Source organism: Corynebacterium frankenforstense DSM 45800, from assembly GCF_001941485.1.
In the GTDB taxonomy this organism is placed as follows: domain Bacteria; phylum Actinomycetota; class Actinomycetes; order Mycobacteriales; family Mycobacteriaceae; genus Corynebacterium; species Corynebacterium frankenforstense.
The window spans coordinates 2,426,758-2,440,727 of sequence record NZ_CP009247.1; the positions used below are offsets into that span (position 1 = coordinate 2,426,758).

Consider the following 13,970-nt stretch of genomic DNA (forward strand, 5'->3'; position numbering starts at 1 on the left):
GGCGGGGTTATCGTGACCGCGGACCCACCCGCCGCCGAGAGCGGCAGCCCCGGACCCCCGAAAGGCCAGATGATGTCCCGCTTCCTGCCCCGCGCGAAGAGCACCAAGAGCACGAAGAACACCGTGCGCACCACCGCCGCCGTCCTGGCGGCCTGTTCCCTGGCGCTGACCGGCTGCTCGAACGACGAGGGCGGCGACGGCGAGGCCGAGCCGACCACGGAGTCGCAGGAGGAGAACCTGGTCGGCGCCGGCGAGATGCTCGGCGACACCTTCGACCTGCAGGCCCACCGCGGCGGCCGCGGCGAGTGGACGGAGAACTCCTCCGGCGCCTTCTCCGAGGCCCTCATGGCCGGGGTGACCACCCTGGAGCTCGACGTGGTCCTCTCCGCCGACGGCGTGCCCGTCGTCTGGCACGACCCGGAGATCGACCCCGAGAAGTGCGAGGACACCCAGCCGGTCACCGAGGGCGACGAGCAGTTCCCCTACGTGGGCAAGCTCGTCCACGAGCTGACCTACGAGCAGCTGCAGACCCTCAACTGCAACAAGCAGCTCGAGGACTTCCCCGACGCCGAGCACCCGCACGCCAACTCGCTGATCCGCCTCGAGGACGTCTTCGACGTCGCCGCCGGCGAGCCCGAGGTCCGCTTCAACATCGAGACGAAGATCGAGGCCGAGGAGCCGGAGAAGTCGGCCAGCCCGCAGGAGTTCGTCGACGCGATCGTGCCCGTGCTCCAGGAGCGCGACGTGGTCGACCGGGCGACGATCCAGTCCTTCGACTGGCGCTCCCTGCCCCTGGTCCACGAGGCCGAGCCGAAGCTGATGACGGTCCTGCTCTGGGACGACACCACCTGGAAGCCGGACTCCGTGTGGACCGGCGACGTGGACTTCGACGCCGTCGACGGCGACATCACCCAGGCCGCCGCGCAGCTCAACGCCGGGGCGCTCTCCCCCGAGTACGAGCTCGTCGACGAGGACCTCGTCGCCCGCGCCCACGCCTCCGGCCTGCCGGTGATCCCGTGGACGGTCAACGAGGCCGCCGACATGCAGAAGATGATCGACCTCGGCGTCGACGGCATCATCACCGACTACCCGACGCGCCTGAAGGGCATCCTCGACGAGCGCGGCATCACCTACCTGCCGGGCGGGGCCCGGCAGTAGCCGACGGTTCTGCGGCTCAGCGACTCAACGCCGCCACCACAGCCACCACCGGCGCCTGGGTCGGCTTCGATTGACGACGTCGCGCCCCTCGACGTCGGCGCGCACCCGCGGCGCGGGCGGGTGCGCCGCGCGCCACTCGCCGAGCAGCTCGTCGACGTCGACCGTGTGCACGGGCAGGTTGGGCCCGTCGCCGACGCCCTGGCGGATCACCTCGGCGACCTGGCGGTTGAAGCCGGACGCGAGCTCGCGGACCTCGGCCTCCGTGGCACAGGTGCGGGCCTTTCCCGCCAGACGCTCGCGCTCCTTGCGCAGCCGCAGCGCCGGCGGCAGCAGCGCCTCACGGTCGACGTCCTCGGCGGCCAGGCGCCGGCTCAGCCAGGTGTCCGGCCCGCGGCGCACGGGCAACGGCTTGCCCGCGCCGGGCAGGTCGTCGAAGTCACCGCGCTCCTGCGCCTCCCGGATGCGTCGCTCCACGAACGTCTCGAAGCTCATCCCGGCCGGCTTGCGCGGGGGCGTCGTCAATTCAACGCACGCCCCAGGGCGGCGACGGTCCAGCCCTCGGCGCGCCACGCGTCGGCGTCGAGCACGTTGCGGGCGTCGATGATCACGCGCTCGTCGACGAGCTCACCCGTGGCGGCGGGGTCGAGGTCGCGGAACTGGCGCCACTCGGTGGCCAGCACGACGACCTCGGCGCCCTGGAGGGCCTCCTCGACGCTGCCGGCGTAGCCGAGCGTGGGGAAGACGCGCGCGGCGTTGGCCATGGCCTGCGGGTCGTAGACGCTCACGGAGGCGCCGGCCAGGGAGAGGGAACCGGCGACGTTGAGCGCCGGGGAGTCGCGCACGTCGTCGGAGTTCGGCTTGAAGGCCGCCCCCAGCACGCACACGCGGCGGCCGATCAGCCGCCCGCCGGTCAGCTCGCGGGTCAGCTCGACGACGCGCTCGCGGCGGCGCTGGTTGATCGCGTCGACCTCGCGCAGGAAGGTCAGGGCCTGGTCCACGCCGAGCTCGCCGGCGCGCGCCATGAAGGCGCGGATGTCCTTGGGCAGGCAGCCGCCGCCGAAGCCGAGGCCCGCGCCGAGGAACTTCCGGCCGATGCGGTCGTCGACGCCGATGGCGTCGGCGAGCCGGGTCACGTCGGCGCCGGTGGCCTCGCAGATCTCGGAGACAGCGTTGATGAAGCTGATCTTGGTGGCCAAAAACGCGTTCGCGGAGACCTTGACCAGCTCGGCGGTCGGCAGGTTCATCTCGAAGAACGGGGTGCCCTCGTCCAGCGGGCGGGCGTAGATCTCCCGGGCGGTCTCCACGGCGGTGCTCGGGCGGTCGGTCCGGTGGCCGACGACGATGCGGTCCGGGGTGATGGTGTCCTTGACCGCGTAGCCCTCACGGAGGAACTCCGGGTTCCAGGCGATCTCGACCTCCGCGCCCCTGCCGGCCTCGGCGGCCAGGGCGTCGACGCGCTCCTGCAGCTCGACGGCGGTGCCCACGGGCACGGTCGACTTGCCGAGCACCAGGTGGCGGCCCTCCAGGCGCGGCACCAGGTCGTCGAGCACCGCGTGGACGTAGGTCAGGTCCGCGGCGTAGCTGCCGCGCTGCTGCGGGGTGCCCACCGCCAGGAAGTGCACCGTGGCGTGCCCGGCGGCCTCGGCGTAGTCCGTGGTGAAGCGCAGCCGGCCGGACTCCATGGTGCGCTCGAGGACCTCGGGCAGGCCGGGCTCGAAGAACGGGACCCGACCGTCGCTGAGCGCCTCGATCTTGGCGGGGTCGACGTCGACGCCGAGGACGTCGTGGCCGAGCTCGGCCATGCACGCCGCGTGGGTCGCCCCGAGATAACCGGTACCGATGACAGTCATCTTCATGACAGTCATGTCTACCCCCTCCCCCGCCGGGCCGCAGCGCGAGCGGGGTCAGTCGAAGTTGAGGTAGTACTTCGAGGGCGTCGGGCCGCGCTGGTTCTGGTACTTCGAGCCCAACGAGGCGGAGCCGTAGGGCACCTCGGCCGGCGAGGACATCTTGAAGATCGCCAGCTGGCCGACCTTCATGCCCGGGTAGAGCACGATCGGCAGGTTGGCCACGTTGGACAGCTCCAGGGTGATGAAGCCGGAGAAGCCCGGGTCGATGAAGCCCGCCGTGGAGTGGGTCAGCAGGCCGAGGCGGCCCAGCGAGGACTTGCCCTCGAGGCGGCCGGCCAGGTGCGGCGGCAGGGTGAAGCACTCGAGGGTGGAGGCGAGCACGAACTCGCCGGGGTGGAGCACGAAGGAGTCGCCCTCGGCCACCTCGACCGGGGTGGTCAGCTCCGACATCCTCCGCTTGGGGTCGATGTGGGTGTAGCGGGAGTTGTTGAAGACCCGGAAGAACCTGTCGAGACGCACGTCAACGCTGGACGGCTGGATGAGCTCCGGGTCGAAGGGCTCGATGCCCAGGTCCCCGGACTCGATCGCGGAGCGGATGTCATGGTCGGAGAGAAGCACGTCCCCCATGGTAGCGACCGGGTTTCCCCGAGGGGTCGGCGCGGTGTTAAGGTGTACGCCAGTGCCGATGTAGTTCAATGGCAGAACATCAGCTTCCCAAGCTGAATACGCGGGTTCGATTCCCGTCATCGGCTCCAGATCGAAACCCCTGGACCGGGCCTCCGGTTCAGGGGTTTCGTGTGATTCGGGGTGCTTCGGGTGCCCCGGGACGCGTGATCGCGGTCCGGCCTTCGTCCTCGGGGCGGTCTCGGGGTGTTCCTGAGGCTCAGTTAGCGGTTCTCACCGGAGCCCGGGTTCTGCTGACCCTGGGGGCCCCGGGGGAACTGCGGGTCCTGCTGCTGACCCGGCTGCGGCCGGCCGAACTGCGGGCCCTGCGGCCCCTGCGGGAACTGGCCCTGCCGGGGCTGCTGGAACGGACCCGACTGCGGGAACTGACCCGACTCCGGCTGCTGCGGCCGGCCGAACGGGCCCGACTGCGGGAACTGCGGCCCCTGCGGGAACTGACCCGACTGCGGCTGCTGAGGGAACTGGCCCTGCTGCGGGAACTGACCCGACTGCGGCTGCTGCGGCTGCTGCGGCTGCTGGAAGCGGTTCTGCTGCGGCTGGCCGAACTGGCCCGGCGCCTGGAACTGGTTCTGCGGCTGCTGGAACTGCGGCTGCGGGATCTCCTCGCGGATCTTGCCCTGGAACCAGGCGCGGGTCTCCGCCATGGACAGCATGATGATCAGCGCGATCGCGTAGAAGAGCGCGAACAGGGCCGTCCAGGACATCCGGAAGTTGGTGAAGAGGAGCGCCATCAGGGCGCCGCAGACGATGGGGGCCGTCGAGGCGATGAGGGCCCAGTTGTTCAGCTCGCTGCGGCCGCGCAGCACCAGCAGAGCCAGCGCCAGCGCGTGGAGGCAGAGCCCGAAGCAGAGGGCGAACGAGACGGGGATGGCGGCCAGGAGCGCGCTCCCGGTGAACGCGTCCGAGATACCGAAGATGTCCGACTGCCCGGAGTCGAAGGCGGCGTAGACGAGGCCCGGCAGGATGAAGATGCCGAGCAGGGCGACCACGAATCCGCCGAGGGCGGTGTAGACGATCGCCTTCGGCAGCCCGGGCAGCTGGGCGAGCCGCTCCTTGAAGGTGGCGGCCGGCTCCTCGGCGTCCCGGAGCCGGTACTGCTTCGGGGGCTGCTGCGGCGTCGGCGCCTGCGGCTGCTGGTTCTGCTGCTGGAACTGCGGGCCCTGCTGGCCGGGCTGGCCCGGCTGACCGGGCTGACCGGGCTGGCCGAAGTTCGGGGCCTGCTGGTTCTGCGGGCCGTGCGGACCCTGCGGCCCCTGCGGGCCGGCCTGGCCCGGCTGCTGGAACAGCGGGGCCTGCGGGGCGTCGTGGTCCTTGTCGCCCTCGGGGGCCTTGTGATCCTTGTGGTCCTTGAGGTCCGGCTCAGCGTGCGCGCCCGGCTTGTCCGCGGGGGCGTCGTCGACGCGCACCTTGGTGGTCTCCGCCTCGGAGAGCGGGACGGCCGTGGAACCGGCGGAGTCGTCCGACTCACCCAGGCTGTCCACCGTGCCCGGCTCGTTCACCTTGCCCAGGTCATCCAGCTTGTCGTGCTCGTTCACCTTGCCCAGGTCGTCCGCCTTGCCCGGCTCGTTCGCCTCGACCGGGGCGAACGGCGCGGCGGGAGCGGCCGGTGCGGCCGGCACGTCACGGTGGCCCGAGCCTGAGGCGGCGAGCTCGTGCAGCGCCGGAATGTCGATGGGCGTGGCCTCGGGGTCATTCAGGCGGGCGTCGTGGAGGTGACGCAGCTGCGGGTCGGAGAAAATGGTGCGGGCCGTGGAGACCTCGTCGACCTGCGGCGAGTCAGGTCCGGCACCCTCCTGGCGGAGGGTCTCCAGGCGCGCCGTGAGCTGGGCGCCGAGCTCCTCACAGCTCGCCTCCCGGTTCAGCCCGAGAGAGGCGTAGAGGTCGTAGTGCTGAGACATAATGGTTCCTCGTGGATTCTGACGTCGGTTGAGGCCCGCCCCGTGAGGCGGCGCTGTGCGGTAACGATACCGACCACCATCGACCGCTGCAGTCTCCCCCACCCAACTAAACGGGGAGCACTCTCCGGTGCTCCCCGTTCATCTCCCCGAGTCCTCTCCCCGTCGTCTCCCCCGGCGGCTAGCTGCAGCGGACGATCGGCTGCGGGTCGTAGACCGTCGTCTGGGTCTCCCGCGAGATCTCGTTGCCGGACAGGTCCCGGATGATGCGGGTGTCCGAGGTGGTGAAGCCCGGCGCGCCCGAGGACGGCGAGCAGTCCGGGCCGGAGACCTGCTGCTCGTGCGGGCTGGTCTGCGCCCAGCGGCCGCCGTTGACCGACTCGACATCGACCTGCTTGACGCCCTTGAGGCGCACCGTCACGCTGTCGCCGCCGACCGAGGTCTCGATGCGCACCGGGTACTGGCTGGTGTTGCGGAAGACCAGGTCGATCGCGCCCTCGTAGACGGTGGCCTCGCGGCCGGCCGGGTAGCGGGAGATGTAGTAGCTGTGCGGGGTGTGCGCCACGTCCTCCATGCCCGCGAAGTAGGCCGCGTTGTAGAGGGTGGTGGCGAACTGGGAGATGCCGCCGCCGACGGCCTTGCCGGCGCGGCCGTCGATGATGATGCCGCCCTCGACGTAGCCCTGCGCGGTGCCGCGCGGGCCGGTGTAGCCGTTGAGCGAGAAGGTGTCGCCCGGCGCGACGATCGCGCCGTCGACCTGGGAGGCGACCCGGCGGATGTTCTGCCCCGAGGTGTCGGAGAAACCGCCGGTGGTGAACTCACCGACGACGTCGTCGAACGTCGCCTTCTCCGCCATCTCGGTGGTGAAGGTGGCCGGCTCGTCCTTGTAGACCGCGTCGAACTCGCGGTCCTCGTCGCCGGTGATGCGTCCGGGCAGCCCCTCGAGGGTGGCGTCCCAGTCCACGGAGACACCGTCCGAGTGCGGGGTGATGTCGCGGGTGTCGCCGACGAAGCGGATCTGCGCGTTGCGCTGCGGCTGCTCGCTCTCGTCCAGGCCCTCGGCGAGGATGCCGCGGGCGGCCTCGACGTTGACCTCCTCGACCAGGCGGTCGCCGTCCGGGCGGAAGGTGACCACCTCGCCCATGCGCTCGACGGGCAGCACGCCGTCGATGTCCTCGCGCCCGTGGGCGGTCACCGGCGCCGAGACGGCCTTGGCGGCCGGTCCGTCGGCGGCCTCCTTCACGGCGTCCTCGCCGATGGCCGGCCCGGTCACGTCCGCGGGCACCTCGACGCCCTCGGGGTCGGCCCAGCCGGTGACCATGGCCTCGCGCAGCTGCTCGCGGTCGACCTGCTGGCCGTCGACCGGCTCGTCGACGTTGACCCGGCCGCCGTCCACGTTGACCCGGCCGTCGACCGGCTCGCGGGTCAGCCCGGTGACCACGCGGCGCAGCGCGGGCTGGAACCGCGCGTCGTCGACCTCGCTGACGATGTCCACCTCGTAGGTGGTGAACAGCCCGCGCAGGCGGGTCAGCGGGTTGGCGGACTGCTCGCCGGCGGCGGCGACGGTCGCGGCCCAGTCCGGGCCCACGCCGGCCTCGGCGGGGGTGAAGCGTTCCTTCATCTCCCCGGCCGTCACGCTCACCGGGCGCACGGCCAGGCCGCCGAGCTCGCTCTCGAGCGTGCGGCGCGCCTCGTCCTGGCTCATGCCGCCGATGGCCACCCCGCCGACGGTCGCGCCGCGGGGCACGTTGTCGCGGGTCGCCAGGTAGTCGGCGACGTAGACGATCGCGGCGATGAGGAAGAGACCGACGAGCACGCCGGCGGTGACCTTCACCCAGCGGCCGGAACCGGAGTCGTCGCGGTCGTCGCGCACGTGATCGTCCAGGGAATACGAGTCTGTCACGCGCTCAACCCTAGCGACCCGCGTACCCGGAGGTCACACCGTGCACCCGCGGATCTGCACCGTGCACCCGCGGATCCTCAGCCGCGGGCCGCCGCCGCGCGCAGCTGGTCGAGCGTGATGCCGCCGTCGGCGACGGCCGCGGCGACCAGGTCGACCGCCTCGTCGAGGCCCTCCCCGGAGGACCACAGCACCCGGTCCGCCCCCGCGACCAGGGCGCGGGCGGCGGCCTGGGGCGGGGTGGCCCGCTCGGAGACGGCCGCCATACCGGACAGGTCGTCGGTGTAGATCGGGCCCTCGAAGGGCACCCCGCCGGGGTAGGCGCCCGAGCGCAGCAGCCGGTAGGCCGCCGGGTCGAGGCTGGCGGGGGTGTCCCCCGAGGTCAGCCCCGGCACGCTGAGATGGCCGACCATGACCCCGGTGCCCTGCGGGGCGGCGGCGACCGCCGGGCCGAAGGCGGCCAGGTCCAGGTGCTCCAGCTCGCCCAGCGGCGGGGTCACCGCGGGGCCCTCGTGGGTGTCGCCGCTGGCCGCGCCGTGGCCGGGGAAGTGCTTGTAGACGGGCCGCACCCCGGCGTCCGTGAGCCCCGCGGCGAAGGCCTGCGCGCCCTGCGCGGCCGCGGCGGGGTCGGTGCCGAAGGCGCGGTCGCCGATGATGTCCAGCCCGGCGGTGTCGACGTCGACGAGCGGGGCGTAGTCGGTGTCGATGCCGCGGGCGCGCAGCCGGGTGCCCAGCTCGAAGGCGACCCGGCGGACCTCGTCCGGCCCGGCGGCGGCCAGCTCGCGGGGGGCGGGGATGCCGCCGAGGACGTCCGCGTGGCGCTGCACGCGCCCGCCCTCGAAGTCGATGGAGACCTCAAAGTCCTCGCCGAACTCGGCACGCAGGGCGTGGATGTCGCGGCCCGGCTCGGTGAGCAGCCCCGGGTCCGACCAGCTGACCACGAAGATGCCGCCGGCCCCGGCGGCGAGCGCCGCGCGCGCGGAGTCATAGTCGGTGACGCCGACGACCATCAGCGAGGCCGCCAGCCGGCGCGCCTCGGCGTCGGCCTCCTCGGCCTTCTTCGCCGCCTCGGCCTCCGCGGCCTCCGCGTCGGCGGGGGCCGTCGACGCAGGCGCCGACGCCGGCGGCGACGCAGCCGAGGGGGCGGACGGGGCGTCGGAAATTGAGCCGGTGGAACACGCGGTGAGCAGCGCGCACGCCAGGACGGCGGCGACGGCGGACACGCGGCGGGCGGGCACGGCGGCTCCTCTCGGTGGGGCGTGGACGGGGAGGCGGAACGGTCCCGAACCTACCCCGCCGGGACGTAGACTGGCGGCACAACCGTCCGTGCACGGAAACGGGCGGACCCCGGAAGCTACCCGACCTCGGGAGGAAGACCGTGAACCCCGGCCCAGCAGAAACCACCATGCTCATCGCCTTCGACGGCTCGGACGAGTCGCGCCGGGCGCTGACCTACGCCGCGCGCCTGCTCGCGCCGCGGCATGTGGAGATCATCACCGCCTGGGAGCCGATGTACCGCCAGGCCGCGCGCGCCAGCTCCATGACCGGCAACCACCAGGGCGACTGGCCGGACACCGCCGAGGCCGACGACCCCGCCTACGGCCATGCCCGCGACACCTGCCGCGCCGGCGTGGCGCTCGCCGAGGAGCTCGGCCTGCACGCCCGGGCCCACCTCGTCGAGTCGGCGACCTCGACCTGGTCGGCGATCCTGGACGCCGCTGGCGAGCTGCGCCCCGACGTCATCGTCGCCGGTGCGCGCGGGATCAGCGGGCTGCGCGCCCTGTGGCAGACCTCCGTGACCGACGCGCTGCTGAAGAACTCCGAGGTGCCGCTGTTCATCGTCCCGCCCGAGGAGGACGACGCGGACGACGACGCGGACGAATAGGCCCGCCCGCGCTGCTAAGGTTGCGGGCATGGCCCTCGAATCCGACTCCCTCAACCGCCGCTCCGTCGGTCCCGCGCTGGCGAGCGCGGTCGTCGGCGTCGCCCTCGGGGTGGTCGCCGTGATGGGCGTCGCCATGTTCACCGGCGCCGACTCGGTCCCCCAGGGCGAGGCCGTGACCGCGGACAACGCGCTGCTCGGCGGACCGGAGTACGGCTCGCGCGACTGACGCGATGGCCTCTGCGGCCCTGAACCCGGCGCGCCCGCGGCACGCCCTGCCCACCCCCTGGCACGCCCTGCCCGCCCCCTGGCGCGCGCACGTCATCGGCTGGCTGGTCCTCGCCGCCCTAGTGCTGCTCCAGCAGCCGGGGCTGACCGCCGCCGACACCAAACACGACCTCGCCGTCGACCCCGGCGGCTTCCTCGCCCGCGCACTCGACGCGTGGACGGACACCTTCACCCTCGGCCAGCTGCAGAACCAGGCCTACGGCTACCTCTTCCCGCAGGGCCTCTTCTTCTGGCTGACCGACCGGCTGCCCGACTGGCTCGCCCAGCGCGCCTGGTGGCTGCTCGTGCTCGCCGTCGGCTACTCCGGCATGCTCGCCCTGCTGCGCCGGCTGGGTGTGCGCGGCACGCCCGCGCAGGTCGCCGGCGCCGTCGCCTTCGTCGCCGCCCCGCGCGTGCTGACGACGCTGACCGCGATCTCTTCGGAGACCTGGCCGGTCATGCTCGCCCCCTGGGTGGTCTTCGCGCTGCTCGGCCGCCCCGGCTGGCGCGCGGGCGCGGCCGCCGCCCTGCCCGTCGCGCTGATGGGCGCGGTCAACGCCACCGCGACACTCGCCGCCTGCGTGCCCGGCGCGGTGGTGCTGTTGTGGCGCCTGATTGACGACGCCGCATCGCGTCGCCGTCTGGGCGCCACCGCGGCGACGTGGGCGGCGGGATCTGTGCTGGTCAGCCTCTGGTGGCTGATCCCGCTGCTGGTGCTCGGCCGGTACGCGCCGCCGTTCACCGACTTCATCGAGTCCGCCGGGGTGACCACCCGCTGGCTCAACCCGGCGGAGATCCTGCGCGGGACCACCAGCTGGACCCCCTTCGTCGACACCGAACGCCGCGCCGGCTTCGCGCTGGTCAGCGAGCCCGTCTTCGTGGTCGTCACCCTCGCCGTGGCCGCCGCGGGGCTCATCGGGCTGCGCTGCGTGCCCCGGCGGGTGCGCGCGCCGTGGCTGCTGATGCTCGCCTGCGGGCTCGTCGTGCTGGGGCTCGGCCACGGCCCGCTGGGCGACTGGTGGGTCGGCCTGCTCGACGGGGCGCTCGCGCCCTTGCGCAACCTGCACAAGTTCGATCCCCTGGTGCGCGTGCCGCTGGCCGTCGGCGTGGCCTTCCTGGTCGAGCGCCTGGCCGCGGGGCGGGGGCTGCGCGGGGTGCGGGGGCCGCGGTCGTCAGCGCCGCAGCGGACGGCGGCACTGGTGCTGGTCGCGGGGATGCTCGCCGCCTCGGCCGCGCCGGCGCTCTCCGGACGGCTGCTGCCGCGCGGCGCCTACGAGGAGGTCCCCGACTACTGGCCGCAGGCCGCCGCGTTCCTCGACACCCTCGAGACGCGCACGCTGGTCTACCCGCCCAGCCCCTTCGCCCGCCAGGAGTGGGGCTGGACCCGCGACGAGCCCATCCAGCCGCTGGCCGACAACCCCTGGGCGGTGCGCGACGCGATCCCGCTGGTCGACCCGGAGGCCATCCGCGGCCTCGACGGGCTGGACGCCGCGCTGCGCGCCGACCCCGAGGCCGCCGCCCGGGCGCTCGGCTCGTTCGGGATCGGCGCGGTGCTGGTGCGCCACGACCTCGACGACCCGCGCACCCGCGACGACGCCGCCGCCGTCGCCGACCTGCTTCCCGGCGAGGTGCACACCTTCGGCGACGGCGAGGTCGAGGTGCACGTCCTCGACGCCCGGGCCGGCATGCGGCTGATCGACAGCGAGCCGGTGCGCGTCGCCGGCGGCGGGGAGGCGCTGCCGCTGCTCGACGCCGCGGGCGGCCCGGCGGTGCGCCGGCTGGTCCCCGGCGACGCCGAGGTGGTCACCGACACCCCGCAGCTGGTCGCGCGCAACTACGGCGAGGTCCGCGACGCGACCTCCGCGGCGCTGTCCGACCGCGCCGAGGGCGCGGACGTGCGCAACCCGGTGCCCGACTACCCCTCGACGGGCCCGCGCACCCGGGTGGTCGAGCACGGCGGCCACGTCGCCGCCTCCTCCTCGGCGGCGGACGCGACGAGCTTCGGCGGGGCGGACCCGGCGCGCTCGGCGACCGCGGCCGTCGACGGCGACCCGCAGACCGCCTGGTGGCCCGCCCCCGGCCGCGGGGCCGGCGAGTTCCTCGAGGTCACCCCGGACCAGCCGGACGGCGAGGTGACGGTGACGGCCACCGCGGACACGACCGTCGAGGTCGCCGCGGGCGACCGGCGCCTGGACGTCACGCTGCGCGCGGGCGTGCCGCGCACCGTGCGCGTCGGCGCGGGGGTGCCCGTGCGCGTGGAGCTGACCGAGCGCGTCGGGATCAGCGAGCTTTCCGCCGGGGTGCAGCGCGCGATCGAGGTGCCGGACACCTCCCCGGACGTGCGGGCCTTCTTCTTCCAGCGCCTGGCCCCGGACCCCGGCGCCGTGCGCCGGGTCTTCACCGCCCCGCGTCAGATGACCGTCACCGTCCGCGCCGCCGGTGCGGCCGAGGTGCTCGTCGACGGCCGGGCGGTCCCCCGCGGCGGGACCGTGGACCTCGATGCGGGCACCCATCTCGTCGAGACCGACGCGGACTGGGTGGAGCTGGCCGAGCCGGGCTTCACCGCCTCGCCGGAGCAGCACGTCGAGGCCCTCGGCGGCGGGGCCGGCGGCCCGGTGGAGATCGCCCCGGCCGACCACGAGCGGTGGCTGCTGACCGGGCGCTCGGCGAACCCCGGCCTGCGCGCGGGTGTGGCCGGCCGCGAGCTGGAGCCGGCGGTGCTCGACGCGGGCATGCAGGCCTTCCGGGTGCCGGCGGGCGTGGGCGGCACCGTGGAGTTCTCCTTCGCCGGGCAGCCGGCCTACCGGGCCGGGCTCCTCGGCGGCGGCGCGGTCGCGGCGCTGACCCTGGTGGGGCTCGTCCTGGCCCTGGCGCGAGGGGCGGAGGCCCCTCGCACCGCGTCGGCCGTGCGCAACGCGCCGGACGTGCGCACGACGGTGACCACCGGGGCGTCGTCAATCGGGCGGAAGTGGGCCGGCTTCGGGGTGGTCACACTCGCGGCGGTGCTCGTCGGCGGTGTCGCCGGCGCGGGCGCGGCCCTGGTCGCGTGGGTGGTGCACAGGTTCACGCGGATCCGGCCGACGTGGCTGGTCGCGGGCGCGCTAGGGGCGGGCCCGGCGTGGCTCGCGCGTGCCCCCTGGCCGCCCGGCGCGCACGGGCTCTACGCCGGCGACTCGGCGCTGCTGGCCGGGGCGGTCCTGGCGGCGGTGCTCGCGGCGGCGCTGCCAGTCGAGGACGGGCTGCTCGATGAGCGCGTGCGAGACGCCGGAGACGGCCAACGAGACGACGAGCGTGACGGCCAGCACGGGCCAGAAGCCGCCGGTGAAGGTGCCGATGCCGGTCAGCGGGAAGACGGCGCCGAGCACCGCGACGTGCCAGAGGAACAGTGAGTAGCTCCACCGGCCGGCCAGGCGCAGCGGCGCGGTGGCGATGAGGTCGGAAGGCCGCGGGGCCAGCGCGTAGGGCACGACGATCAGCGCGGCGAAGAGCGCGCCGGCGGCGATCCGCGCGCTGAACTCGCCGGGTGAGGGGTGCTCGAGGCCCAGCGGGCCGAACCACTCGCGCCCGGCGGCCCAGGCGACGACCATCGCCGCGGCCCAGTAGAGCCCCCGCGGGGCGGCGAGGCGCGCGACGCGGGCGCGGGCGACGGGGCGCCCGGCGAGCCAGCTCTCGGCCTCGGCGGCCAGCAGACCGACGGCGAACCAGGGCGCGTAACTGGGCGGCCAGATCTGCAGGTTGACCGCGCCGTCGGCGGCGGCGACGAAGGGCAGCCACGGCCACGCGGAGAGCACCGCCGTGAGTACCAGGACGCCCGCCACGCGCGCCCGGCGGCGGGTCAGGCGGCCGACCGTGAGCGCGAGCAACGGCAGGACCAGGTAGAAGGCGACCTCCACGCACAGCGACCACATGTGGGTCAGCCCGCCGATCAGGCCGTCGGGCACGTAGATCTGGGTCATCGTCAGCTGGGCGAGGGCCTGGAGCGGCGAGGCGCCGAAGGCCTCGGGCAGCCAGAGCAGGACCGCCAGCGCGCAGACGAGGTAGGCCGGGGCGATGCGGGCGATGCGCCGGCGGTAGTAGCGGCCGAAGCGGCGGTCGGTGCGGTGGCGGCGCCACAGCAGGAACGCCGAGAGCGCGTAGAAGACGGCGACGAAGAAGTCGAAGCGGGCGGTCAGCGCGCCGAAGTGGCTCGCCGGGTCCACGCCGGTCTGGAAGGCGACGTGGGTGACCACCACCCCCGCGGCGGCCACGGCGCGCAGGCCCTCGAGGGACTCGACGAAGCGGCGTGCGTAGGATTGGCCCGAGATAACCTCGCTCACCTGCGCCAGGGTACTGGA

The 13,970-nt window shown here is 73.9% G+C and carries 10 protein-coding genes, 1 tRNA gene and 1 pseudogene; 5 read left to right on the top strand and 7 right to left on the bottom strand.

Annotated elements, in window-relative coordinates; all coding sequences use genetic code 11:
- Window positions 1–72 precede the first annotated feature (72 nt).
- Window positions 73–1,158 (top strand): glycerophosphodiester phosphodiesterase family protein, encoded by a 1,086-nt coding sequence (locus CFRA_RS10605; RefSeq protein ID WP_075665019.1) that lies wholly within the window; start codon window positions 73–75, stop codon window positions 1,156–1,158.
- 24 nt (window positions 1,159–1,182) lie between these two features.
- Here CFRA_RS10605 and CFRA_RS10610 read toward each other — a convergent pair whose 3' ends face one another.
- Genes CFRA_RS10610 through dcd form a run of 3 tightly spaced genes read right to left on the bottom strand, consistent with a single transcriptional unit; the run spans window position 1,183 to window position 3,626 of the window.
- Window positions 1,183–1,650, bottom strand: a complete 468-nt coding sequence (locus CFRA_RS10610; RefSeq protein WP_075664632.1) for a DnaJ family domain-containing protein — start codon at window positions 1,648–1,650, stop codon at window positions 1,183–1,185.
- Between the two features lie 26 nt (window positions 1,651–1,676).
- Window positions 1,677–3,014, bottom strand: coding sequence for a UDP-glucose dehydrogenase family protein (locus CFRA_RS10615; RefSeq protein WP_156888011.1), 1,338 nt, complete (start codon window positions 3,012–3,014; stop codon window positions 1,677–1,679).
- Between the two features lie 48 nt (window positions 3,015–3,062).
- Window positions 3,063–3,626: a dCTP deaminase gene (gene dcd / locus CFRA_RS10620; protein ID WP_169842192.1), complete on the bottom strand. Its 564-nt coding sequence runs from the start codon at window positions 3,624–3,626 to the stop codon at window positions 3,063–3,065.
- Between the two features lie 63 nt (window positions 3,627–3,689).
- Between dcd and CFRA_RS10625 the strand changes: the two genes are divergently transcribed.
- A tRNA-Gly gene (locus CFRA_RS10625) sits at window positions 3,690–3,763 on the top strand.
- Between the two features lie 132 nt (window positions 3,764–3,895).
- Here CFRA_RS10625 and CFRA_RS10630 read toward each other — a convergent pair.
- The 3 genes from CFRA_RS10630 to CFRA_RS10640 form a co-directional block, all read right to left on the bottom strand.
- Window positions 3,896–5,590: an MFS transporter gene (locus CFRA_RS10630; RefSeq protein WP_075664634.1), complete on the bottom strand. Its 1,695-nt coding sequence runs from the start codon at window positions 5,588–5,590 to the stop codon at window positions 3,896–3,898.
- Window positions 5,591–5,768: 178 nt separating this feature from the next.
- Window positions 5,769–7,460, bottom strand: a complete 1,692-nt coding sequence (locus CFRA_RS10635) for a VanW family protein (protein WP_075664635.1) — start codon at window positions 7,458–7,460, stop codon at window positions 5,769–5,771.
- A 107-nt stretch (window positions 7,461–7,567) separates the two neighbouring features.
- Entirely contained in the window at window positions 7,568–8,725 is a 1,158-nt protein-coding gene (locus CFRA_RS10640) for a glycoside hydrolase family 3 N-terminal domain-containing protein (RefSeq protein WP_245797583.1), read from the bottom strand.
- Window positions 8,726–8,892: 167 nt separating this feature from the next.
- On the opposite strand from CFRA_RS10640, the gene CFRA_RS10645 reads away from it, so the two are divergent.
- The 3 genes and pseudogenes from CFRA_RS10645 to CFRA_RS12020 form a co-directional block, all read left to right on the top strand.
- The gene (locus CFRA_RS10645; protein ID WP_075664636.1) at window positions 8,893–9,372 is read left to right on the top strand and encodes a universal stress protein; all 480 of its coding nucleotides are present in this window, start codon (window positions 8,893–8,895) and stop codon (window positions 9,370–9,372) included.
- 28 nt (window positions 9,373–9,400) lie between these two features.
- Window positions 9,401–9,598, top strand: coding sequence for a DUF2613 domain-containing protein (locus CFRA_RS10650; protein WP_075664637.1), 198 nt, complete (start codon window positions 9,401–9,403; stop codon window positions 9,596–9,598).
- Window positions 9,599–9,602: 4 nt separating this feature from the next.
- Window positions 9,603–11,507, top strand: a pseudogene (locus CFRA_RS12020) (alpha-(1->3)-arabinofuranosyltransferase domain-containing protein); the annotation flags it as partial.
- A 1,230-nt stretch (window positions 11,508–12,737) separates the two neighbouring features.
- Here CFRA_RS12020 and CFRA_RS11745 read toward each other — a convergent pair.
- The gene (locus tag CFRA_RS11745; RefSeq protein WP_075664639.1) at window positions 12,738–13,952 is read right to left on the bottom strand and encodes an acyltransferase family protein; all 1,215 of its coding nucleotides are present in this window, start codon (window positions 13,950–13,952) and stop codon (window positions 12,738–12,740) included.
- Between the last annotated feature and the right edge of the window lie 18 nt (window positions 13,953–13,970).